This is a genomic window from Actinosynnema sp. NPDC091369, assembly GCF_044757065.1.
Classification (GTDB): Bacteria; Actinomycetota; Actinomycetes; order Mycobacteriales; family Pseudonocardiaceae; genus Actinosynnema.
On the sequence record NZ_JBIVUG010000001.1, the window covers coordinates 808,431 to 828,760 of the forward strand.

The window sequence follows — 20,330 nt, forward strand, 5'->3', positions numbered from 1 at the left end:
TTTCTGGAACTGGTCAAGAAAACGAACGGTTAAACCTGTTGCCGTCCCGAGTGAAGATGAGCGGGTGAACGTCTCCCCGTACCTCGCCGTCCTCCGAACGCCGCGCGTGCCCGGCTTCATGCTGTTGATGCTGGTGGCGCGCGTGCCCGCGACGGCCGCGGGCATGACGGTCACCATGCACGTCCTGCTCGGCCTGGAACGAGGTTACGGCGCTGCGGGCCTGGTCGGGGCGGTCAGCACAGTCGGCATCGCGCTCGGCTCGCCGCTGATGGGCCACCTGGTGGACCGGCGCGGCCTGCGCGCGATGCTGGCCCTGTCGATGGTCACCGAGGGGATCTTCTGGTTCGTCGCGCCGCTGCTGTCGTACGAGGTGCTGCTGGTGACGTGCTTCGTCACCGGGATCACCGTGATGCCGGTGATGTCGCTGGGCCGCCAGATCCTGACCGCGCTCGTGCCGGACGACCGCAGGCGCACCGCGCTGGCGATGGACTCGATGGCCGTGGAGCTGTCGTTCATGGCCGGGCCGGCGCTGGGCGTCGCGCTCACCACGCAGGCGTCGAGCCGCACGGCGATGTGGACGGTCGGCACGGCGATGGTCGTGATCGGCGCGATCCTGTACGCGGTGAACCCGCCCGTGCGGCACGAGGGCGAGACCGGCGCGCGGGTGCCGCGGCGGGAGTGGCTGGACGGGCGGCTGCTCGGCGTGCTGATCAGCGCGGGCGGGGCGACGTTCGTGCTGTCGGGCGTCGAGGTGTCGGTGGTGGCGTCGATGCGCGGGCTCGGGCTGACCGGGTGGACCGGCGCGATGGTCGCGGTGATGTGCGTGGCGTCGCTGGTGGGCGGTTTCGTCTACGGCGGGCTCACGCGCGTGCCGCCGCTGTGGGCGTTGATGGGCGGCATGGGGTTGCTGGCCGTGCCGATCGGGCTGTTCGGCGGGTCGCCGTGGTGGCTGGCGCTGGCGCTGGTGCCGACGAACTTCCTGTGCGCCCCGACGATCACCGCGACCGGTGAGCTGATCACCAGGCACACGCCCGCGTCCGCGCGCGGGGTGGCGATGGGGTTGCAGGGGTCGGCGTTCACGCTGGGCGTGGCGCTGGGGCAGCCGGTCACGGGGTTCGTGATCGACCACTCGTCGCCGGCGTGGGGCTTCGCGGTGGCGGGCCTGGGCGCGGTGGCGATCGCGACGGCCACGGTCGCGCTCGGCAGGCGCACGTCACCGGCCCGGATCGGCTGATCGAGGAGAACATCACCCGTTCGGCCCCGTCTCCAGCACGCTCCGCGCACCTCTACTCCACCATGGAATCCGAGTTCTGGTTCGACTCCTGGGAGCAGGGCGGCACGAAGACCAGCTTCCACCTGAGGGACGTGCACGAGCACGCGCGCATGCTGGACCGGCTCGGCCTGGTGGCCGGCGCCCGGATCTTGGTGCCGCTGTGCGGCAAGACGACCGACCTGCGGTTCTTCGCCGAGACGGCGGCGGAGGTCGTCGGGGTGGAGCTGGTGCCGCGGGCCGTCGCCGAGTTCTTCGCCGAGAACGGCCTGGACCCGGTCGAGGAGGAGCCCGACGTGTTCCGCTGCGGCAACCTCGTCATCCGCCGCCAGGACGTCTTCCGGCTCGGGCCGGACGAGATCGGCCCGGTGGACCTGGTGTACGACCGGGCGTCGCTGATCGCGTTCCCGGACGACATGCGGCAGCGGTACGCCGAGACGATCACCCGCCTGGTGCGGCCGGGTGCGCGGTACTTCATCAACACCCTGGAGTACGCGCCGAGGCTGCCGTCACCGCCGTTCTCCGTGGGGCCGGAGGAGGTCGTCGAGCGCTTCGGGCACGCGTTCGAGGTCGAGCACGTGGCCGCGGAGCCGAGGCCGGACCACCGGATGGTCGAGAAGTTCGGGCTGTCCCGCCTGGTGGAGCACGGTTTCCTGCTCCGCGCGCGCTAGGGCTGCCGCTGCCCCAGCTCGTGCAGCGCCCGGTAGAGGCGTTCGACGGCGGGGCGGGCGGCGGCGTAGTGGTGGACCGCGTCCGGGTCGGGGGCGATGGTCTTCACCGGTTTGATCAGGTCGGCGGCGATGGTCAGGGACGGGATCTCGCCCAGTGCGCGCCAGGCGACCAGGGCGGCGCCGACGCCCGAGCCCTCGCTGTCGTCGGCCAGTTCCAGCTCCAGGCCCAGGGCGGATGCCAGGACGGTCGCCCACAGGTCGCTGCGGAACGCGCCGCCGGTCACGCGGACCGCGTGCACGTCCGCCACCGACCGCACCGCGTCCAGCACCAGCGCCAACTGCTGCGCCACGCCCTCCACCAGGGCACGGGTGACCTCCGCCCGCCCGTGCTCGCGCCGCAGGCCGATCACCGCCGACGTCGCGTCCGCGTCCCACCACGGCGCGCGCTCGCCCAACAGGTACGGCAGCGCGATCACGCCCGCCGCGCCCACCGGCACGGCGGAAGCCTCTTCCAGCAGGTCCCGCACGTCCACGCCGAACGCCTCCGCGGCCCACTGCGCGGCCACGCCACCGTTGCTGACCGCTCCGCCGAGCACCCACAGGCCCTCGGCCACGGCGTAGCAGAACACCCGTCCCTGCTCGTCCACCGCGGGCTCGTCCCGCACGACCCGCAGCGCACCACTGGTGCCCAGCGACACCGCCGCCACGCCCGGCACGACCGCGCCCACGCCGAGGTTCGCCATCGGCCCGTCGCCGCCGCCCAGCACGACCGGCAGGCCGGTGGGCAGGCCGGGGACGTCCAGCGTCAACGGCAGCGAGTCCACCGGGGCGTGCAGGTCGGGCAGCTGCTCGGCGCGCACCCCCGCGAACGCCAGCGCGTCCGGGTGCCAGTCCAGCGACGCGAGGTCCATCAGGCCGGTCGCGGACGCCGACGAGTGCTCGGTCGCCAGGACACCGGTCAGCCGCAGCGCCACGTAGTCCTTGAGGCCGCACCACCGGGCGGCGGAGAACCCCTGGTCGTGGAACCACGCCAGCTTCACCAGCGGCGACATGGTGTGGATCGGGGTGCCGGTCGCCCGGTGCAGCGCGATGCCGTCGGCCGTGCCGCGCAGCCGCGCCGTCTGCTCCAAGGCCCGGTTGTCCGCCCACGACAACGACGGCGTGACGGGCGTGCCCGCCGCGTCCAGCCCCACGAGGGTGTGCATGGCGCCGGTCAACGACAGCGCCCGCACCGCGTGCCCCTGCGCCGCCACCTCCCGCAACGCCAGCAGCGCCGCGTCCCACACCTCGACCGGGTCGTGCGTCGCCTCACCGGAGGGCGTGGTGCGCATCGGGTAGCCGTGCTCCGCCGATGCGACCACGCCCGCGTTCCGGTCCACCGCGATGACCTTGGTCGACGTCGTCCCCAGGTCGATCGCGAGCACTACGTCAGCCATGGGGGTGAACCTACAGGCGGCCCGCCAGCTCCTCGGCGATCTCGTAGGTGTTCAGCGCCGCGCCCTTGCGCAGGTTGTCCCCGCACACGAAGAAGTCCAGCGTGTTCGGGAAGTCCAGCGCCTGCCGCACCCGGCCGACGTAGGTCGGGTCGCCGCCGACGACGTCCGCGGGCGTCGGGAAATCCTTGGCCGCCGGGTCGTCCACCAGCACGATGGACGGCTGCGCCGCGAAGATCTTGTGCGCCTGCTCGACGGTCACCTCGCGGGCGAACGTCGCGTGCACGGCCAGCGAGTGCGTCGTCACGACGGGCACGCGCACGCAGGTCGCGGACACCTTCAGCTCCGGGATGCCCAGGATCTTGCGGGACTCGTTGCGGACCTTCAGCTCCTCGCTGGTCCACCCCTCGTCCTTCAGCGACCCGGCCCACGGCACCACGTTGAACGCCAGCGGCGCGGGGAACGGCGAGTCCGACACCGGCAGGCCGGCGGCCTCCAGCGTCTCGCGGACGTCGCCCGCGCGGACGCCGACCTCCTTGCCCGCCAGCGCCGCGGTCTCGGCGTAGAGGCGGTCGATCGCCGCCTGGCCGCCGCCCGACGCCGCCTGGTAGGACGCCACGACCAGCTCGCGCAGCTCGAACTCCCGGTGCAGGGCGCCCAGCGCGGCCATCATCGACAACGTGGTGCAGTTCGGGTTCGCGATGATCCCCTTGGGGCGCTCGCCGATCTTGTCGGCGTTCACCTCGGGCACCACCAGCGGCACCTCGGGGTCCATCCGGAACGCGCCCGAGTTGTCCACCGCGACCGCGCCCTTGGCCGCCGCGATCGGCGCCCATTCGGCCGACACCTCGTCGGGCACGTCGAACATCGCGATGTCGACGCCGTCGAACGCCTCCGGCGACAGCGCGACCACGGTCAGCTCTTCACCGCGCACGGTGATCTTCTTGCCCGCCGAGCGCGGCGACGCGATCAGCCGGATCTCGCCCCACGGCACGGACTCGCGGCCGTTGATGATGTCGATCATGACGGTGCCCACGGCACCGGTGGCCCCCACAAGGGCCAGGACAGGGCCGCTCATCGTCCACTCCCCGCGTACACAACGGCTTCTTCGTCGCCACCGAGCTCGAACGCGTCGTGCAGCGCGCGCACGGCGTCGTCGAGCTGCGTGTCGCGGCAGATGACCGAGATCCGGATCTCCGAGGTGGAGATGATCTCGATGTTGACGCCGGCCGCGGCCAGCGCCTCGCAGAACTGGGCGGTCACGCCGGGGTGCGAGCGCATGCCCGCGCCGACCAGCGACACCTTGCCCACGTGCTCGTCGTAGAGCACCTGGTCGAACCCGATCTCCTCGCGCGCCTTCTCCAACGCGGCGACCGCGCGCGGACCGTCGTCCTTCGGCAGGGTGAACGTCACGTCGGTGCGGCCGGACACGGCCTGCGAGACGTTCTGCACGACCATGTCGATGTCGAGCTCCGCCTCGGCCACGACGCGGAAGATGCGCGCCGCCATGCCCGGCAGGTCGGGCACCGCGGTCACGGTCACCTTGGCCTCGGACCGGTCGTGCGCGACGCCGGTGATCATCGCCTGTTCCACGGGAAGGTCCTCCACTGACCCGGACACGATGGTCCCGGGCTTGTTGCTGAACGAAGATCGGACGTGCACCGGGACGCCGTAGCGGCGGGCGTACTCGACGCAGCGCAGCATGAGCACCTTGGCCCCGCTCGCCGCCATCTCGAGCATCTCCTCGTAGGTGATGGTCTCCAGCCGCTTGGCGTTCGGCACGATGCGCGGGTCGGCGGTGAACACGCCGTCGACATCGGTGTAGATCTCGCAGACGTCGGCCTTCAGCGCGGCCGCCAGCGCCACCGCGGTGGTGTCGGTGCCGCCGCGGCCGAGCGTGGTGATCTCCTTGCTGTCCTGGCTGACGCCCTGGAAGCCCGCGACGATCGCGATCGCGCCCTCGGCCAGCGCGTCCTGGATGCGGCTGGGCGTCACGTCGATGATGCGCGCCTTGCCGTGCACGGACGTGGTGATCACGCCGGCCTGCGAGCCGGTGTAGGACCGCGCCTCGGCGCCCAACGAGCTGATCGCCATCGCCAGCAACGACATGGAGATGCGCTCACCGGACGTGAGCAGCATGTCCATCTCGCGGGCGGGCGGCACCGGGGACACCTGGCGCGCGAGGTCGAGCAGCTCGTCGGTCGTGTCGCCCATCGCCGAGACGGCGACGACGACCTCGTTGCCCGCTTTGCGGGTCGCGACGATGCGCTCGGCCACCCGTTTGATCCGCTCGGCGCTCCCGACCGAGGAACCGCCGTACTTCTGGACGACGAGCGCCACAGACCCACTCCTCCCAGGTGCTTCAAGCCCAGCTCACCGGGGAGACTACCTGGCCCAAGGAGTGGACAGCGGTCGCCGTGACGCCCACTACTCTCGACCCCGTGTCGACCGTGGAGGCCGTTCGCGTGGACCCCGAGGACGCGCCCAGCGCGCGTGAGCGGCTGGCGGGTTCGGCCAGACACCGGGCCGCCGTCGTGCTCGCGCCCGGCCTGCTCTACCTGGCCGTCCGCGAGCTCGGGCTGCTCGTGCTCCAGCTGATGGCGGCGCGGTGGGACAAGGACGTCACGCGGGCCCTCACGTCGTGGGACGGGCAGTGGTTCCTGGGCATCGCCGAGGGCGGCTACGCCGACGTGACCCGGTCCCTGGTGGACGCGTTCGGGCGGCGCACGGCGGAGACGCCGCTGGCGTTCTTCCCCGGCTACCCGACGCTCGTGCGGTGGGCCGACGGGCTGCCCGGCGTGCCGACGGTCGGGGCCGCGTTCGCGGTGAGCCTGGTCAGCGGCGTGTTCTGCGCGTACGGGCTGGCGCGGCTCGGGTCGCGGGTGTTCGGCGGGTCGCGGCGGGCCGGGCTGGTGCTGGTGGTGCTGTTCGCCGCGTCGCCGATGGCCGTGGTGCTGTCGATGACGTACTCCGAGGCGACGTTCTGCGCGTTGGCCGCCTGGTCGCTGGTCGGCGTGGTGGAACGGCGTTGGGTGCTGGCCGGGGTGTGCTGCGCGGCGGCCGGGCTCGTGCGGCCGACGGCGGCGGCGCTGGTCCTGGCGGTGTGCGCGGCGGCGGCCGTGGCGATCTGGCAGCGGCGGGACGACTGGCGGCCGTGGGTCGGTGCGCTGGTCGCGCCTCTCGGCCTGCTCGGCTACCTCGCGTACGTGGCGCTGCGCACCGGGCGGTGGGACGGCTGGTTCGCGGTGCAGCAGCACGGCTGGGACTCGCGGTTCGACGGCGGGGCGGCCACCTGGAAGTTCGCGCTGCTCATCCTCGGCGAGCCGAGGTCGGTGCTGGAGCTGGCCACGGTGTGGCTGCTGGTGGTGGCGCTGGCGCTGGTCGTGGTGAGCTTCCGCCGCGGGCTGGAGTGGCCGCTGGTCGTGTACGGCGTCGGCGTGCTCGCCATGGACCTCGGGTCGAACGGGCTGATGAACTCGAAGGCGCGGCTGCTGCTGCCCGCGTTCACGCTGCTGGTGCCGGTCGCGCTGGCGCTGGCCCGGCGGCGGACCGGCACGGTGGTGGGCGTGCTGGTGGGCCTCTCGGTGTTCAGCGCGTGGTTCGGCGCCTACGCCATCACGGCCTGGCAGTACGCGATCTGATGACAGTATGGGGTTGATGGACGGCAACGACCCGATCATGCGGCGCTGGAGCCCCAGGGCGTTCGACGGCACGGCCGAGGTGTCGCCGGACACCGTGCGCGTGCTCCTCGAAGCGGCCCGGTGGGCGGCGTCGCACGGCAACACGCAACCCGCCCGGTTCCTCGTCGGCTACCGCGGCGACGACACGTTCGAGCGCATCTTCGCGGCCCTGCGGCCGGGCAACCGGACGTGGGCGGGCCGGGCGTCGGTGCTGCTGGTGGGCGCGGCGGCCGAGGCCGACGAGCGCGGGCCGATGCCGAACACCGAGTTCGGGCTGGGCCTCGCGGTGCAGAACCTGGTGCTGCGGGCCGTGGAGCTGGACCTGGTCACGCACCAGATCGGCGGGTTCTCCCCGGACGCGATCCGGGAGGCGTTCGGGTTCCCCGACGACGTGCGGCCGGTCGTGGTGATCGCGGTCGGCGTGCTCGGCGACGACGCGGAGCTGCCGGAGGACCTGCGCGCCCGGGAACGGCGGCCACGCGTGCGCAAACCGCTCAGCGAAACCGTTTTCGCAGGTCGGTGGGGTGTGCCCGCGTTCTCAGCCGAGCCGGCGGACGAGCCTGAGCACCAGTGACCGCACGATGAGCCAGAAGATCGCCGCGAGCCCGTAGTTCACCAGCACGCGCAGCTTGGCGTCCTCGGGGGTGAAGAGGTCGCGGAACCCGAGCGCGAGCCGGTCGGCCCAGGTCGCGACGGTGGTCGTGATCGAGTTGGCCGGGTTCGCGCCGCCCACGGTCAGCAGCACGTGCGCCACCAGGACGACGGCGACCAGCAGGCCCGCCCAACCGAGCACTCCCGCCACGACCGAGACGGTCCTCGCGCGCACCGAGCGGTCCGCGGTCCGGTGTTCGGTCATGACGGGAGTGTGGCACGACCTAGCGGGCGACGAGACGGGCCAGCAGGCTGGTCACGACGACCCAGAACACCGCGGCCAGGCCGTAGTTGATGATCAGGTCGAGGTTCGCGTTGCCCAGCTGGAACAGGCCGGGGAAGAACAACGCCAGCGGCTCGGCGAGCTGCTGGACGAACTTGAAGAACGCGTTGGCCGGATTCGCCCCGAAGAGGATCATCAGGATGTAGAGGACCTCGATGAGCGCGAACACGGCGCCAACACCGCTGATCACCCGGGCAGCGGTGAAGCTGCCGCTGCGCGTTGAGGTTCGCCATCTGGACATGTCAAGAAGATGCCCGCCCCACGATCGAGTGAAACTCGGGTGGGTGAAGTTCCACCATCTGGGCGCTCGGTTCCACCCCGGCGCGGAATGTGGTTAACCTGTTCGACGTGGCACGTGCCCTCCTGCTTCGCCGCCGTGACGGGGTCTGATCAGACCGGCCCCCCGTCGCGGGAACGAGCGTTGCCGCCGGTCGTCTTCCCACACCGGCACCAGCAGGAGCTGTTCAATCATGAGCCCGAGTCACGACGCGTACGTCTCCGGCACCAGTCGCATCCGGCCCCCGGCCCGTCCCGTGCCCGGCCAGCCCGCGTGGAACCCCCAGCGCGGCACCTCGATGCCCGTGCACCGCTACCGGCCGTTCCACGAGCAGGTGGAGACCGTCGACGTACCGGACCGCACCTGGCCGACCAAGCGGATCACGAAGGCGCCGCTGTGGTGCGCCGTCGACCTGCGTGACGGCAACCAGGCCCTGATCGACCCCATGTCGCCCGCGCGCAAGCGCAAGATGTTCGACCTGCTGGTGCGGATGGGCTACAAGGAGATCGAGGTCGGCTTCCCGGCCGCCTCGCAGACCGACTTCGACTTCGTCCGCGAGATCATCGAGGACGGCGCGATCCCGCCCGACGTCACCATCCAGGTGCTGACCCAGTGCCGGCCCGAGCTGATCACCCGCACGTTCGAGTCGCTGCGCGGCGCGGCCAAGGCCATCGTGCACTTCTACAACTCGACGTCCATCCTCCAGCGCCGGGTCGTGTTCAAGTCCGACCGCGAGGGCATCAAGAAGATCGCCACCGACGCGGCCGCGTTCGCGCTGGAGCAGGAGAAGCACTACCCGGAGACCGAGTTCCGCTACGAGTACTCCCCCGAGTCCTACACCGGGACCGAGCTGTCGTACGCGCTGGAAGTCTGCGACGCGGTGTCGGCGATCATCCAGCCGACGCCCGACAAGCCGCTGATCATCAACCTGCCGGCCACGGTGGAGATGGCCACGCCGAACGTCTACGCCGACTCGATCGAGTGGATGTCGCGCAACCTGGCCCGGCGCGAGTCGATCATCCTGTCGCTGCACCCGCACAACGACCGCGGCACCGGCGTGGCCGCGGCCGAGCTGGGCTACCTGGCGGGCGCGGACCGGATCGAGGGCTGCCTGTTCGGCAACGGCGAGCGCACCGGCAACGTGTGCCTGGTGACGCTGGGCATGAACATGTTCAGCCAGGGCGTCGACCCGCAGGTCGACTTCTCCGACATCGACGAGATCCGCCGCACGGTCGAGTACTGCAACCAGCTGCCCGTGCCCGAGCGGCACCCGTACGGCGGCGACCTGGTGTTCACCGCGTTCTCCGGCTCCCACCAGGACGCGATCAAGAAGGGCTTCGAGGCCCTGGAGGACGCCGCCAAGGCCGCCGGGCAGCACGTGGACGAGTACCCGTGGGACGTCCCGTACCTGCCGATCGACCCGAAGGACGTCGGCCGCAACTACGAGGCCGTGATCCGGGTGAACTCGCAGTCCGGCAAGGGCGGCGTGGCGTACCTGATGAAGACCGAGCACCACCTGGACCTGCCGCGCCGGTTGCAGGTCGAGTTCTCCAAGGTCATCCAGGAGGTCACCGACACCAGGGGCGGCGAGATCGGCCCCAAGGACATGTGGGACGCGTTCTCCGAGGAGTACCTGGACGGCACCGTGCCGCTGAAGCTGCTGCGGCAGAAGGTGTCCGGCGACGGCAGCGGCCACGAGACGATCAAGGCCGTGGTCGTGGTGGACGGCGAGACGCAGGAGATCACCGGCGGCGGCAACGGCCCGATCGCCGCGTTCGTCGACGCGCTGGCCACCGTCGGCTACGACGTGCGGGTGCTGGACTACTTCGAGCACGCCATGTCCTCCGGTGACGACGCCCGCGCCGCGGCCTACCTGGAGTGCGCCGTGTCCGACCGCGTGCTGTGGGGCGTCGGCATCGACAGCTCCACGGTGGCCGCGTCGCTGCGCGCCCTGGTGTCGGCGATCAACCGCGCCAACCGGTAGTGAGCGGTGGTCGCCCCGCCGTTCCACGACGGCGGGGCGACCACGCGCCGGAATCAGTAACCGTGATTGGTGCCGAAAGCGCCGTTGTACATGACGCCCTCGTCCGACCAACCCCAGTTGTTGCCCCACCCGCAGATGACCAGGCCGTCCTTGTCGATGCAGAGGATCATGCGGGAGGACGAGTTCTTGTCGCTGTCGTGGTGGACGTAGGTGAACGAAGGGCTGCTGTACGAGCCCCGGTAGGGAATCCACTCGTCGCCCGGGTTCTCGGAGATCCACACCGTCGGCCGCCACCCGGGCCACTGGCTGACGGCCGTGCCCTGGTAGACGTTGTTCCCGTTGCACGTCCCGGACAGCGGTTTCTCCGCGGCGACCTCCACCTTCTTCCCGTTCTGGTCGATGACCAGGTTGCTCCGCACGACGGTGGACCCCGCGCAGCGGGCGGCGGCGGTGCCGGGCACCGCCACCGAGAAACCGGTGAAGGCCATCGTGGTGAAAAGCCCCAGAATTGTCGCGACTGCGCGTGTACGGCTCGTTCCCACCATTACCTCCGAAAGGTCTGCGATCAGCCGGGCACACAACTCGCCGACGTATCCGCGAATCCTTTCCGGAAAACGCCGATATTGCGACGCTACCGGCGGACCGAATAACGGACCAGTCACACGGAGGGGTGAAGGGCGGCGAAGAACGCCCGGACGTCCTCGACCAGCAGGTCGGGCTGTTCCATGGCCAGGAAGTGGCCGCCCCGGTCCAGCTCGGTCCAGTGGACGACGTCGTGGTCGCGCTCGGCCCACCGGCGGATCGTCACGTCGTGCGCCGACACCAGCACACCGGTCGGCACCGTGGTCCGGGTCGGCTCGCCCCACCCCTTGGCGCTGATCTCCTCGTAGTAGACCTGCGCCGCCGACGCGGCCGTGCCCGTCAGCCAGTACAGCGTCACGTCGGTCAGGATGCGGTCCCGGTCGACGCTGTCCTCCGGCAGGCCGTCCTCCGGGTCGGTGAGCTCCTTGAACTTCTCCACGATCCACGCGAGCTGCCCCACCGGCGAGTCGTGCAGCCCGTAGGCCACGGTCTGCGGCCGTTTCGCGTTGCACCGCAGGTAGCCGTCGTTGAAGTCCTGCATCGCCTCCCACCGCCGCTGCTCGACCTCGGTGAGCCCCTCGACCTCGCCGTCCGGGAACGTCAGCAGCGCGTTCACGTGCACGCCCACCACGCGGTCCGGGGCCCGCCTGCCCATCTCCGGCGCGACCCACGCGCCGGTGTCGTAGCCCTGCACGCCGTACCGGCCGTAGCCGAGCGCGTCCATCAGCCCGACCAGCACGCCCGCCATCCGCGCCGCGCCCATGCCCGGCCCGGCCAGCGGGGTGGAGAACCCGAAGCCCGGCAGGGACGGCACGACCAGGTGGAACGCGCGGGACGGGTCGCCGCCGTGCGCGCGGGGGTCGGACAGGGGGCCGATGACGTCGAGGAAGTCCGTGACGCCGCCCGGCCAGCCGTGCAGCAGCACGAGCGGCAGGGCGTCGGGCTCGGGTGAGCGGACGTGCAGGAAGTGCACGCGCTGGCCGTCGACGGTGGCGGTGAACTGGGGGTGCGCGTTGAGCTCGGCCTCGTGCGCCCGCCAGTCGTAGGTCGTGCGCCAGTGCTCGGCGAGGTCCTTCAGGTAGTCCACCGGAACGCCCCGGCTCCAGCCGACGCCGGGCAGCTCGGCCGGCCAGCGGGTGGCGGCGAGGCGGGCGTCCAGGTCGTCGAGCTGCGCCTGCGGCACGTCGATGCGGAACGGGCGGATGTCTGTCATGGCGGCGACGCTAGGGAGACGTGCGGACAGGTCCGGTCCTAACGATCGTGCAGGCTCGGCGGCATGGTGGACACGTCCGCGCGGCTGCTCCGGCTGCTGTCGCTGTTGCAGGCCGGGCGGGACCGGTCCGGGGCCGAGCTGGCCGAACGGTTGGGCGTCACCACGCGCACGGTCCGCCGTGACGTCGAACGGCTGCGCGGCCTGGGCTACCCGGTGCACTCGACCCGCGGCACGGCCGGCTACCGGCTCGGCGCGGGGGCCGCGCTGCCGCCGTTGCTGCTGGAGGACGACGAGGCGGTGGCCGTCGCGGTGGGTCTGCGCACCGCGGCGGGCGGGTCGGTGGCCGGGATCGAGGACACGTCGCTGCGGGCCCTGGCCAAGCTGGAACAGGTGCTGCCCGCCCGGCTGCGACACCGGGTCGGCACGCTGCACTCGGCCACCGTCCGCGTCGGCGAAGGCGGGCCGCGCGTGGACGCCGACGTGCTCGTGGCCATCGCCGACGCCTGCCGCCGGCACGAGTCGCTGCGGTTCGACTACACCAGCCCGAGCGGCGGCACGACGACCCGGTCCGCGCAGCCCCACCGGCTGGTCAGCTTCACCCGCCACTGGTACCTGGTCGCCTGGGACACCGACCGCGACGACTGGCGCAGCTTCCGCGTCGACCGGCTGGCGCTGCGGACCCCGAACGGCCCCCGCTTCACGCCGCGCGAACCACCGGACGGTGACGTGGCCACCTACCTGGAGCAACGGCTGTCGTCACGGGCGTGGCCGGTGCGGGCGACCGTGACGCTGCACGAACCGGCGGCCACCGTGGCCGACCGGCTGTGGCCGGGCACGGGCGTGGTCGAACCCGTCGACCAGGCGAGCTGTCTGCTGCACGTCGGTGCCGACACCGCCCGCGACCTGGCGTGGATGATCACGTCGGTGGACGTCGACTTCACCCTGGTCGACGGCCCACCGGCACTGGTCGACGCCTTGCGGGCCCACGCCGACCGGTGCCTGCGCGCGGTCAGGAGGAGCCGGCGAGGAACGCGGCCCAGCGGTCGGCGGGGAACGTGAGCACCGGCCCGTCGACGTTCTTGGAGTCCCGCACCCCGGTCACTGTGTCGGTGACGGCCACCTCGACGCAACTGCCGTTCTCGTAGCTCCCGGTCGCCTTCTTCCACCGCGCACCGGCGGGCAAGCGGAGTGTCATCGCGACCTCCAGGTCAGGACTGCGCCCCCTCGACCAGCGACGCGATCAAGGAGTTCGTGTCGCGCTGCCCCAGAGCGGCTGCGCGCAGGCTCTCAGCCGACATGTTATAGGCCCGGACCTTGTTCGGATCATGGAGATATACCGCGTCTTCCTGCAACTCCACGTATGCCACATCGCTGAAGTCCTTGAACTGCAACAGCGTGAACTGGCCCGCCAGCGCCGGGTGCACCCCCGCGGAGGTGCGGATCACCCGGATGTCGACGTTGGGCATCCGGTTGAGCTCCAGCAGGTGGGCCAACTGGCCCCGCATGACCTCGCGATCGCCGACCGGGCGGTGCAGCGCCGTCTCCTCCAGAACCGCTTGCAGCACCAGGGGGTTCTCCGCCTGGGCCAGCCGTCGCGCCCGCTCCAGTCGGAATCCCACCACCAGGTCCGCGTCAGCGGGCCGCACCCGACGAGCCCCGGCCGCCACAGCGGTGGCGTACCTCTCGGTCTGCAACAGGGCGTGGACGGCGAGCGGTTCGTAGATGAAGACCGACTGCGCCATGCCTTCGAGGCCGGCGAAGAGCCGCAGCCAGTTCGGGATGACGCCGGACCAGGGTGCCCACCAGCTCCCCTCGTCCTCCTCCCGGGCCAACGCGATGATCCGCTCGACCCGGTCGGGGTCGGCGTCGTAGAAGGCGAGCAGCTTCGCGACCTCGTCGGGCGGCTGTCCGTACCGCCCGGACTCCATGTTGCTGATCTTGCTCTCGGAGACGCCGAGGTGCGCGGCGCTGTGCTCCAACGTTTTCCGCGCCGCCTTGCGGTGGTTGCGGAGGGTCGCGCCGAGGAGCCACTTGAGTGCGACGGTGTCGCGTCGGGACATGACCGCCATCCTGCCGTGGCTCGACGTACCCGATCAGGCGACTATCCCCCCAAAGTCTTTTCTCATAGCTTTGGCCTTCCATCACGACGAGTCAGGGAGGCGGCCCGGTGTCACCGACGTTGCGGGGCCGGTTGGTGGGCCAGGAAGTCCGGGCGATGCGGGAGTCGGCCGGGCTCACGGTGGCCGAGTTGGCCGCCCGGTCCCGGGCCGGCGTGCGGCAGGTCGAACGCGTCGAGGCCGGTCACGTGCCCATCCGGTTCCCCGACATGGTGGCGTGCGCGCCCGTCCTCGGGGACCAGTACCAACGGCTGTTCCAGTCCTCGCAAGAGGCGCACCTGACCGAACTGCGGTGCGCGTGGGGCGTGGAGGCGACGCGAGTCCTCGACCTCCTGCACGCCACGGCCACCGGTGTGCACACCGTCGCGCACGGCACGCGGCCGTTCACGTTGTTCCTGATGCCGGAAGGGCCGGACGTCGTCTTCCACGCGCACCTGGCCGCCGCGTTCTTCACCGAGGACGACGGCGAGACCGGTGCCGCACGTCACATCGTGGACGCGCTGCCGGCGGATTCGTGAGTCGAAGGTGACGGGTTGCCGAAGACGTCGCCGGATCGGAGATGATCGGGCACCCGGCGGCGTTGGCCGGTCATGACCGCGTTCGTGGTGCTGTTCGTCGTCGCCGTCGTGCCGCTGGCGCCGACCGAGGCCGTGTTGATCGGGTACGGGGTGCTGGCCGGCTCCGGCGAGCTGTCGTTGCCGGCCGTGAGCGCGGTCGCCGCCGTCGGCTGCGCGCTGTCCGACATGGCCAACTTCGCCGTCGGGCGGGGTGTGGGGATGCGGGCGCTCACCCGGGCCGGCCGGCGGCCCGGACCGCGGGCGGTCATCGCGTGGACGGCGTCGAAGCCGGCCACGCGCGGTGAGTCGATCCTGGTCGCGGTGCGGTTCGTGCCCGGTGGCGGGGTGGTCGGGGCGGTGCTTGGCCGGTGCGCTGCGGTGGCCGTTGCGGCGGTTCGCGCCGGTCGCGCTGGTCGGTGCGGCGCTGTGGAGCGCCTACACGGCCACGCTCGGCTACGTCGGCGGGCAGCTGTTCACCGACCCGGTGGTGGCGACGCTGATCTCGTTCGGCGTGGCCACGGTGATCGGCGTGCCGATCGGGATGGCCGTCAAAGCCGCTCAGCGCAGGGTCGTGGACGCCGCCGTGCCCGCCTGAGCCAGCCGCGCCCGCACCGCGACGCGGGCCCGCTCGTAGGCGTGCGGGTCGTCGTGCAGGACCGACCGGGCGTTGGCCATCTCCAGGAACGCGATCAGCTCGAACGCCAGCTGGTCCGGGTCGGCGATCCCCGGGATGGCGGCGGCCGTGTCGCGCACGTAGGTGTTCCACTCGCGCCCGTACCCGGCGATGGCGTCGCGCACCCGCCCCGGCCGGGCGTCGAACTCGGCCTGCACGGCGTAGAAGAAGCACCCGCCGGGGAACGTGCGGCCCTCCGAGTACGCCAGCCACCGGTCCAGCAGCGCCGCCAGCCGGGCCGGGCCCGCGGGCTCGGTCACCGGCTCCACGACCTCGCGCGCGAAGATCGCCGCCGCCGCGCGCACGGTCGCCAGCTGCAACTCCTCCTTCGACCCGAAGTGCGCGAACACGCCGCTCTTGCTGACCTCCAGCTCGGTGGCCAGCCGCCCGATCGACAAGCCCTCCAGCCCTTCGACCGAGGCGATCTCCGCCGCGCGCCGCAGGATCTGCCGCCGCGTCTGCTCGCCGCGCTCCACCCGTCCGTCGACCTTCACGGCCCCCACGCTAGCCCCCTTGACCGCTCGCAAACTAATTGTACGATCGTTCGTACAACTTGAGGGGTGGACGAACATGGATCTCCTGGACCTGAACCGGGCGTCGCTGGACCTGAACCTGAAGCTCATGGGCGAGCTGGACGAGGCCCACCTGGACATGGCCACGCCGTGCGCCGGCTGGACCGTCTACGAGCTGCTGCGCCACCAGGTGGAGGCCACGCTGGCGTTCACCGCGGCGATCCGCCACGAGGACGTCGAAGCGCCCGCGAGCGACGACCTGACCACCGCCTACCGGGTCGCGACCGACGCGGCCACCGAGGCGTTCCGCGAGGACGGCGCGCTGGAGCGCGAGGCCGAGTTCCCCGGCTACGGCCTGCGCCGGGGCCGCGAGCTCGTGATCGTGCACTTCGTGGACAACCTCGTGCACGCCTGGGACCTGTGCCGCGCGATCAGCGCGGACAGCACGCTCGACACCGAGCTGGCCACCGCGGCCTACCGGATGGCCCGGCACTTCCCGAACACGCCGGACGTCCGCGGTCCGGGCAAGGCGTTCGCCATGCCGGTCGCCGTGCCGGAGGACGCGCCGATCACCGACCGCCTGGTGGGCCTGCTCGGCCGCTCGCCGCGCTGGCCCGCGTGACCACCGGGTCGGGGGCGCCACCACAGGGGGAGGCGCCCCCGACCCGCTACCCCGGTAGCACTGCCGGAATGGCTCCGCGGTGTGACGACCCGGACCCGGCACGCACCTAGCGTCACCTGCATGAAGACGCTCGCCCGTTGGGGCATCCACCCCCGGCCCGGGGTCGCACGGGCCCTCGTCGCCGCCGTGCCCGCGCTGCTCGCCGCCTACCTGGTGGCGCGCGGCTGGCTGTATCCGCTGTGGCCGGACACCGTCGGCGCGATCGGCCACCCGTTCAGCGCCGACCCCGGCCTCGGCGGCGCGTGGGGCGGGCCGACGCTCGCCGGCGCGTGGGCGGTGCACGCCCTGATCGCGCTGGGCGTCCAGGCCGTCTGCTTCGCCGCCGTCCGCGCCCTCTACCGACCCCGTCAGCCCGGCACGGGGCGCACGTCGCCCGCCGGGACCACGGCGCCCTCGTCGTCCACGAACCGCACCTGAACGGGCCGCCCGTCGGCCGTCCGGTAGACGACCGTGGACGTCGTGCGCGGCAGGTGCTCGTCACCCCACTGCTGCAACGCGCACAGCACCACGTTCAGCTGCCGGCCCGCCTCGGTGAGGCAGTAGCCCTCGCGCGGCCGCTGCCCCGGCTCCTGGTAGGCCCGCCGGGTCATCAACCCGCTGTCGACCAGCTTCGCGAGCCTGGCGGCGAGCACGTCGGAGGCGATGCCCAGGCGTGCGCGGAACTCCGAGAAGCGGAACGCGCCGGCCAGCGCCTCCCGCAGCACGAAGAAGGTCCAGCGCTCGCCGACGAGGTCCACCGCCTTGATCAGGGAGCAGGTCGCCTCGTCGGGGTCCGTCACCCGTTCAGTATGGCTCGGTTGTGCATTCCAAGCCAGCAGGGCTAGGTTGGCAAAGCCAACTCACCCTTGGGAGAACACTCCGATGAAGATCGCCAACTCGGTTGCCCTGGTCACCGGGTCCAACCGCGGCCTCGGCCTGCACTTCGCCCGGCAGCTGCTGGAGCGGGGCGCGGCGAAGGTCTACGCGACCGCGCGCGACGCAGCCTCCGTCGACCTGCCGGGCGTCGAGGTGTTGCCGCTGGACATCACCGACCCGGCCTCCGTCGCCGCCGCGGCCTCCGCCGCCGGCGACGTCACGCTGCTGGTCAACAACGCGGGCATCATCACCGGGGAGAACCTGGTCACCGGCGACCCGGCCGCGATCCGGCGCGAGATGGACACGCACTTCTACGGCACGCTGGAGGTGATCCGCGCCTTCGCGCCCGTCCTCGCGGCCAACGGCGGCGGCGCGATCCTGAACGTGCTGTCCTCGATGTCCTGGGTGTCCTACGACCGCGCCACCGCCTACAGCGCGGCCAAGGCGGCCCAGTGGAGCCTCACCAACGGCGTCCGGGTCGAGCTCGCGGGCCAGGGCACGCTGGTCACCGGCCTGCTGCTGGGCCCGACCGACACCGACATGACCGCGGGCATGGACGTGCCGAAGAACGACCCGGCCGACGTCGTGCGCGCCGCCCTGGACGGCGTCGAGGCCGACTCCGTGGAGGTGCTGGCCGACGAGGGCGTCATCGCCCTGAAGGCCGCGCTGTCCGCCGACCCGCGCACCCTCTACCCGCAGGTGGTCTGAAACGCGTCCGGGGGCGCCGGTCGGCGCCCCCGGACCCGGGACTCACGGGTTCAACGCCTCCGTCATCGAGGCGGGACCGACCAGCGGGATGTCCGGCGAGACGCCGCCCTCCTCGACCAGCTCGGCCTCCACCTCGTGCGGCCGGATCTTCCCGGCCCGGATGTCCTCCGCCCAGTGGCACGCCACCTTGTGCCCCGGCAGCACCTCGCGCAGCGCGGGCCGCTCGGTGTCGCAGCGGGTCGCCTGCTTCCACGGGCAGCGGGTGTGGAACCGGCAGCCCCGCGGCGGGTTCGCCGGCGACGGCAGGTCACCGGTGAGCAGGATGCGCTCGCGCCGGTCCTCCACCGCCGGGTCCGGCACGGGGATCGCCGACAGCAACGCCTTGGTGTACGGGTGCAGCGGCTCGGCGTAGAGGTCGTCCGAGGTCGCCTCCTCCACCAGGCCGCCCAGGTACATCACGCCGACCCGGTCGGAGATGTGCCGCACCACGGCGAGGTCGTGCGCGATCACCAGGTAGGTGAGCCCGAACTCGTCCTGCAACTCCTCCAGCAGGTTCACCACCTGCGCCTGCACCGACACGTCCAGCGCCGACACCGGCTCGTCGGCGATGATCAGGTCCGGCTCGACCGCCAGCGCCCGCGCGATGCCGATGCGCTGCCGCTGACCGCCGGAGAACTCGTGCGGGTACTTGCGCAGCGACGTGGACGGCAGCCCGACCGCCGACAGCAGCTCGCGCAGGCGCTTGCCCGTCGACTCGCGGCCCTTGTCCAGGCCGTGCGCCCGCAGGCCCTCCACCAGCAGCGACTCCACCGACTGCCGCGGGTCCAGGGACGACATGGGGTCCTGGAACACCATCTGCATGCGGCGGCGCATCCGCCGCAGCTCCTCGCCCCTGAGCCCGACCAGGTCGGTGCCGTCGAACAGCACCCGGCCGCCCGTCGGCTCGACCAGCCGCAGCATGCCGCGACCCAGCGTCGACTTGCCGCACCCGGACTCGCCGACCAGGCCGTAGGTCTCGCCGCGGTTGATCCGCAGGTCGACGCCGTCGACCGCGTACACGTGGCCGACCGTGCGGTCGACCAGCAGACCCCGCTTGATCGGGAAGTGGATCTTCAGGTCCTCGACCGACACCAGCGCGTCGCCCACGGGGGCGTCGGTGGCTGCCGGTTCGACGGCGGCGGTCATGCGGACACCTCCTGGGCGGCGGGCGTTCCCGGCAGCACCGGGTTGTGGCAGCGCAGCGACCGCACGTCGCCGGCCTCCAGCGCGGGCGTGACCTCGCGGCACACCGGCAGCGCGTTCGGGCAGCGGGGCGCGAACGCGCACCCGTGGTCCCACGGGATGTTGTCGGCGACCGAGCCCTTGATGGGCACCAGCTTCTCGCCGCGCGCGCCGTCCAGCCGCGGGATCGAGGCCAGCAGGCCGTGCGTGTACGGGTGCCGCGGCTCGGCGAACAGCGGGTACCGCGCCGCCTTCTCCACCACCCGGCCGCCGTAGAGCACGTTGACCTCGTCGCACAGCCCCGCCACGACGCCCAGGTCGTGCGTGATCATGATCAGCGCCGTGCCGGTGTCCTGCACCAGCTCCTTGAGCAGCGCCAGGATCTGCGCCTGGATCGTCACGTCCAGCGCCGTGGTGGGCTCGTCGGCGATGAGCAGCCGCGGCCGGCACGCCAGCGCGATCGCGATCAGCGCGCGCTGCCGCATCCCGCCGGACAGCTGGTGCGGGTACTCGCTCAGCCGGCGCTGCGGGTCCGGGATGCCGACCCGGCCCAGCAGGTCGGCCGCCTCCACCATCGCCGCCTTGCGGGCCATGCCGCGGTGCCGTTCCAGCACCTCGGTGACCTGGAGGCCGATCGGGATGACCGGGTTGAGCGACGACAGCGGGTCCTGGAACACCATGCCCAGGTCGCGACCGCGCCGGTTGCGCATCTCCCGGTCGCTCAGGGTCAGCAGGTCGGTGCCCTCGAACCGGACCTCGCCGGTGACCTTGTTGCCGCGCGACGGCAGCAGGCCCATGATCGCCAGCGACGTCACGGACTTGCCGCAGCCCGACTCGCCCACCAGGCCCACCGTCTGCCCGGGGTCGACGTCGAAGGAGACGCCGTCCACGGCGGTGAAGGGCTCGGTGCCCCTGCGCTGGAAGACCACCCGCAGGTCACGCACTTCGAGCAACGCCATGG

25 protein-coding genes are annotated in these 20,330 nt (G+C 71.9%); 11 read left to right on the plus strand and 14 right to left on the minus strand.

The window, feature by feature from the left end; all coding sequences use genetic code 11:
- Positions 1-64: 64 nt before the first annotated feature.
- Positions 65-1,234, plus strand: a complete 1,170-nt coding sequence (locus ACIQMJ_RS03955) for an MFS transporter (RefSeq protein ID WP_499759489.1) — start codon at positions 65-67, stop codon at positions 1,232-1,234.
- A 62-nt stretch (positions 1,235-1,296) separates the two neighbouring features.
- Entirely contained in the window at positions 1,297-1,941 is a 645-nt protein-coding gene (locus tag ACIQMJ_RS03960; protein WP_499759490.1) for a class I SAM-dependent methyltransferase, read from the plus strand.
- Here the strand turns inward: ACIQMJ_RS03960 and ACIQMJ_RS03965 are convergent.
- Genes ACIQMJ_RS03965 through ACIQMJ_RS03975 form a run of 3 tightly spaced genes read right to left on the minus strand, consistent with a single transcriptional unit; the run spans position 1,938 to position 5,714 of the window.
- On the minus strand, positions 1,938-3,377 hold the full coding sequence (locus ACIQMJ_RS03965) for a gluconokinase (RefSeq protein ID WP_499759491.1): 1,440 nt from the start codon (positions 3,375-3,377) through the stop codon (positions 1,938-1,940). The two genes, ACIQMJ_RS03960 and ACIQMJ_RS03965, sit on opposite strands and share 4 nt — an antisense overlap.
- A gap of 10 nt (positions 3,378-3,387) precedes the next feature.
- Positions 3,388-4,452, minus strand: a complete 1,065-nt coding sequence (locus ACIQMJ_RS03970) for an aspartate-semialdehyde dehydrogenase (RefSeq protein ID WP_499759492.1) — start codon at positions 4,450-4,452, stop codon at positions 3,388-3,390.
- Positions 4,449-5,714 carry an aspartate kinase gene (locus ACIQMJ_RS03975; RefSeq protein ID WP_141979624.1) on the minus strand — a complete coding sequence of 422 codons (1,266 nt, stop codon included), beginning with the start codon at positions 5,712-5,714 and terminating at the stop codon, positions 4,449-4,451. The genes ACIQMJ_RS03970 and ACIQMJ_RS03975 overlap by 4 nt, the downstream gene beginning before the upstream one ends.
- Before the next feature lie 101 nt (positions 5,715-5,815).
- On the opposite strand from ACIQMJ_RS03975, the gene ACIQMJ_RS03980 reads away from it, so the two are divergent.
- Both ACIQMJ_RS03980 and ACIQMJ_RS03985 read left to right on the plus strand, forming a co-directional pair.
- Positions 5,816-7,015 (plus strand): glycosyltransferase family protein, encoded by a 1,200-nt coding sequence (locus ACIQMJ_RS03980; protein WP_499759493.1) that lies wholly within the window; start codon positions 5,816-5,818, stop codon positions 7,013-7,015.
- Positions 7,016-7,031: 16 nt separating this feature from the next.
- Entirely contained in the window at positions 7,032-7,628 is a 597-nt protein-coding gene (locus tag ACIQMJ_RS03985) for a nitroreductase family protein (protein ID WP_499759494.1), read from the plus strand.
- Here the strand turns inward: ACIQMJ_RS03985 and ACIQMJ_RS03990 are convergent.
- Both ACIQMJ_RS03990 and ACIQMJ_RS03995 read right to left on the minus strand, forming a co-directional pair.
- Positions 7,593-7,910 carry a hypothetical protein gene (locus ACIQMJ_RS03990; RefSeq protein WP_499759495.1) on the minus strand — a complete coding sequence of 106 codons (318 nt, stop codon included), beginning with the start codon at positions 7,908-7,910 and terminating at the stop codon, positions 7,593-7,595. The genes ACIQMJ_RS03985 and ACIQMJ_RS03990 overlap by 36 nt on opposite strands.
- A 19-nt stretch (positions 7,911-7,929) precedes the next feature.
- Positions 7,930-8,229 (minus strand): hypothetical protein, encoded by a 300-nt coding sequence (locus ACIQMJ_RS03995; RefSeq protein WP_499759496.1) that lies wholly within the window; start codon positions 8,227-8,229, stop codon positions 7,930-7,932.
- Between the two features lie 229 nt (positions 8,230-8,458).
- On the opposite strand from ACIQMJ_RS03995, the gene leuA reads away from it, so the two are divergent.
- Positions 8,459-10,249, plus strand: coding sequence for a 2-isopropylmalate synthase (leuA, locus tag ACIQMJ_RS04000; RefSeq protein ID WP_499759497.1), 1,791 nt, complete (start codon positions 8,459-8,461; stop codon positions 10,247-10,249).
- 53 nt (positions 10,250-10,302) lie between these two features.
- Here the strand turns inward: leuA and ACIQMJ_RS04005 are convergent, their stop codons facing one another.
- The gene (locus ACIQMJ_RS04005; RefSeq protein ID WP_499759498.1) at positions 10,303-10,737 is read right to left on the minus strand and encodes a hypothetical protein; all 435 of its coding nucleotides are present in this window, start codon (positions 10,735-10,737) and stop codon (positions 10,303-10,305) included.
- 170 nt (positions 10,738-10,907) lie between these two features.
- Positions 10,908-12,044: an epoxide hydrolase family protein gene (locus tag ACIQMJ_RS04010; RefSeq protein ID WP_499759499.1), complete on the minus strand. Its 1,137-nt coding sequence runs from the start codon at positions 12,042-12,044 to the stop codon at positions 10,908-10,910.
- Positions 12,045-12,107: 63 nt separating this feature from the next.
- On the opposite strand from ACIQMJ_RS04010, the gene ACIQMJ_RS04015 reads away from it, so the two are divergent.
- Complete coding sequence (locus ACIQMJ_RS04015; protein ID WP_499759500.1) at positions 12,108-13,103, plus strand: helix-turn-helix transcriptional regulator; 996 nt, start codon at positions 12,108-12,110, stop codon at positions 13,101-13,103.
- On the opposite strand, the gene ACIQMJ_RS04020 is transcribed toward ACIQMJ_RS04015, so the two are convergent.
- Both ACIQMJ_RS04020 and ACIQMJ_RS04025 read right to left on the minus strand, forming a co-directional pair.
- Positions 13,054-13,239 (minus strand): DUF397 domain-containing protein, encoded by a 186-nt coding sequence (locus ACIQMJ_RS04020; protein ID WP_499759501.1) that lies wholly within the window; start codon positions 13,237-13,239, stop codon positions 13,054-13,056. The two genes, ACIQMJ_RS04015 and ACIQMJ_RS04020, sit on opposite strands and share 50 nt — an antisense overlap.
- Before the next feature lie 13 nt (positions 13,240-13,252).
- Positions 13,253-14,104, minus strand: a complete 852-nt coding sequence (locus tag ACIQMJ_RS04025; protein WP_499759502.1) for a helix-turn-helix domain-containing protein — start codon at positions 14,102-14,104, stop codon at positions 13,253-13,255.
- Positions 14,105-14,211: 107 nt separating this feature from the next.
- Between ACIQMJ_RS04025 and ACIQMJ_RS04030 the strand changes: the two genes are divergently transcribed.
- A complete protein-coding gene (locus ACIQMJ_RS04030) occupies positions 14,212-14,679 on the plus strand; it encodes a helix-turn-helix domain-containing protein (RefSeq protein WP_499759503.1) in 468 nt (155 codons plus the stop codon).
- Here ACIQMJ_RS04030 and ACIQMJ_RS04035 read toward each other — a convergent pair.
- On the minus strand, positions 14,646-15,014 hold the full coding sequence (locus ACIQMJ_RS04035) for a hypothetical protein (protein ID WP_499759504.1): 369 nt from the start codon (positions 15,012-15,014) through the stop codon (positions 14,646-14,648). The two genes, ACIQMJ_RS04030 and ACIQMJ_RS04035, sit on opposite strands and share 34 nt — an antisense overlap.
- A 65-nt stretch (positions 15,015-15,079) precedes the next feature.
- On the opposite strand from ACIQMJ_RS04035, the gene ACIQMJ_RS04040 reads away from it, so the two are divergent.
- Positions 15,080-15,313, plus strand: a complete 234-nt coding sequence (locus ACIQMJ_RS04040) for a hypothetical protein (protein WP_499759505.1) — start codon at positions 15,080-15,082, stop codon at positions 15,311-15,313.
- Here the strand turns inward: ACIQMJ_RS04040 and ACIQMJ_RS04045 are convergent.
- Positions 15,277-15,885, minus strand: coding sequence for a TetR/AcrR family transcriptional regulator (locus ACIQMJ_RS04045; RefSeq protein WP_499759506.1), 609 nt, complete (start codon positions 15,883-15,885; stop codon positions 15,277-15,279). The genes ACIQMJ_RS04040 and ACIQMJ_RS04045 overlap by 37 nt on opposite strands.
- Before the next feature lie 76 nt (positions 15,886-15,961).
- On the opposite strand from ACIQMJ_RS04045, the gene ACIQMJ_RS04050 reads away from it, so the two are divergent.
- Entirely contained in the window at positions 15,962-16,525 is a 564-nt protein-coding gene (locus ACIQMJ_RS04050) for a TIGR03086 family metal-binding protein (RefSeq protein WP_499759507.1), read from the plus strand.
- 120 nt (positions 16,526-16,645) lie between these two features.
- Positions 16,646-17,002, plus strand: coding sequence for a hypothetical protein (locus ACIQMJ_RS04055; protein WP_499759508.1), 357 nt, complete (start codon positions 16,646-16,648; stop codon positions 17,000-17,002).
- Here ACIQMJ_RS04055 and ACIQMJ_RS04060 read toward each other — a convergent pair.
- The gene (locus tag ACIQMJ_RS04060; protein ID WP_499759509.1) at positions 16,933-17,364 is read right to left on the minus strand and encodes a winged helix-turn-helix transcriptional regulator; all 432 of its coding nucleotides are present in this window, start codon (positions 17,362-17,364) and stop codon (positions 16,933-16,935) included. The two genes, ACIQMJ_RS04055 and ACIQMJ_RS04060, sit on opposite strands and share 70 nt — an antisense overlap.
- A gap of 82 nt (positions 17,365-17,446) precedes the next feature.
- On the opposite strand from ACIQMJ_RS04060, the gene ACIQMJ_RS04065 reads away from it, so the two are divergent.
- A complete protein-coding gene (locus ACIQMJ_RS04065) occupies positions 17,447-18,148 on the plus strand; it encodes an SDR family oxidoreductase (RefSeq protein WP_499759510.1) in 702 nt (233 codons plus the stop codon).
- A gap of 42 nt (positions 18,149-18,190) precedes the next feature.
- On the opposite strand, the gene ACIQMJ_RS04070 is transcribed toward ACIQMJ_RS04065, so the two are convergent.
- Positions 18,191-19,333: an ABC transporter ATP-binding protein gene (locus tag ACIQMJ_RS04070; RefSeq protein ID WP_499759511.1), complete on the minus strand. Its 1,143-nt coding sequence runs from the start codon at positions 19,331-19,333 to the stop codon at positions 18,191-18,193.
- Positions 19,330-20,328: an ABC transporter ATP-binding protein gene (locus tag ACIQMJ_RS04075; RefSeq protein ID WP_499759512.1), complete on the minus strand. Its 999-nt coding sequence runs from the start codon at positions 20,326-20,328 to the stop codon at positions 19,330-19,332. Before ACIQMJ_RS04075 ends, ACIQMJ_RS04070 begins: the two co-directional genes overlap by 4 nt.
- Between the last annotated feature and the right edge of the window lie 2 nt (positions 20,329-20,330).

Coding starts and splice junctions, on each gene's coding strand:
- ACIQMJ_RS03960 (WP_499759490.1), top strand. CDS start 1,297: ATGGAATCCGAGTTCTGGTTCGACTCCTGGGAGCAGGGCGGCACGAAG.
- ACIQMJ_RS04020 (WP_499759501.1), bottom strand. CDS start 13,239: ATGACACTCCGCTTGCCCGCCGGTGCGCGGTGGAAGAAGGCGACCGGG.
- ACIQMJ_RS04005 (WP_499759498.1), bottom strand. CDS start 10,737: ATGGCCTTCACCGGTTTCTCGGTGGCGGTGCCCGGCACCGCCGCCGCC.
- ACIQMJ_RS04070 (WP_499759511.1), bottom strand. CDS start 19,333: ATGACCGCCGCCGTCGAACCGGCAGCCACCGACGCCCCCGTGGGCGAC.
- ACIQMJ_RS03990 (WP_499759495.1), bottom strand. CDS start 7,910: ATGACCGAACACCGGACCGCGGACCGCTCGGTGCGCGCGAGGACCGTC.
- ACIQMJ_RS03965 (WP_499759491.1), bottom strand. CDS start 3,377: ATGGCTGACGTAGTGCTCGCGATCGACCTGGGGACGACGTCGACCAAG.
- ACIQMJ_RS04015 (WP_499759500.1), top strand. CDS start 12,108: ATGGTGGACACGTCCGCGCGGCTGCTCCGGCTGCTGTCGCTGTTGCAG.
- ACIQMJ_RS04010 (WP_499759499.1), bottom strand. CDS start 12,044: ATGACAGACATCCGCCCGTTCCGCATCGACGTGCCGCAGGCGCAGCTC.
- ACIQMJ_RS04065 (WP_499759510.1), top strand. CDS start 17,447: ATGAAGATCGCCAACTCGGTTGCCCTGGTCACCGGGTCCAACCGCGGC.
- ACIQMJ_RS04075 (WP_499759512.1), bottom strand. CDS start 20,328: ATGGCGTTGCTCGAAGTGCGTGACCTGCGGGTGGTCTTCCAGCGCAGG.
- ACIQMJ_RS04050 (WP_499759507.1), top strand. CDS start 15,962: ATGGATCTCCTGGACCTGAACCGGGCGTCGCTGGACCTGAACCTGAAG.
- ACIQMJ_RS03985 (WP_499759494.1), top strand. CDS start 7,032: ATGGACGGCAACGACCCGATCATGCGGCGCTGGAGCCCCAGGGCGTTC.
- ACIQMJ_RS03970 (WP_499759492.1), bottom strand. CDS start 4,452: ATGAGCGGCCCTGTCCTGGCCCTTGTGGGGGCCACCGGTGCCGTGGGC.
- ACIQMJ_RS04055 (WP_499759508.1), top strand. CDS start 16,646: ATGAAGACGCTCGCCCGTTGGGGCATCCACCCCCGGCCCGGGGTCGCA.
- ACIQMJ_RS04025 (WP_499759502.1), bottom strand. CDS start 14,104: ATGTCCCGACGCGACACCGTCGCACTCAAGTGGCTCCTCGGCGCGACC.
- ACIQMJ_RS03995 (WP_499759496.1), bottom strand. CDS start 8,229: ATGTCCAGATGGCGAACCTCAACGCGCAGCGGCAGCTTCACCGCTGCC.
- leuA (WP_499759497.1), top strand. CDS start 8,459: ATGAGCCCGAGTCACGACGCGTACGTCTCCGGCACCAGTCGCATCCGG.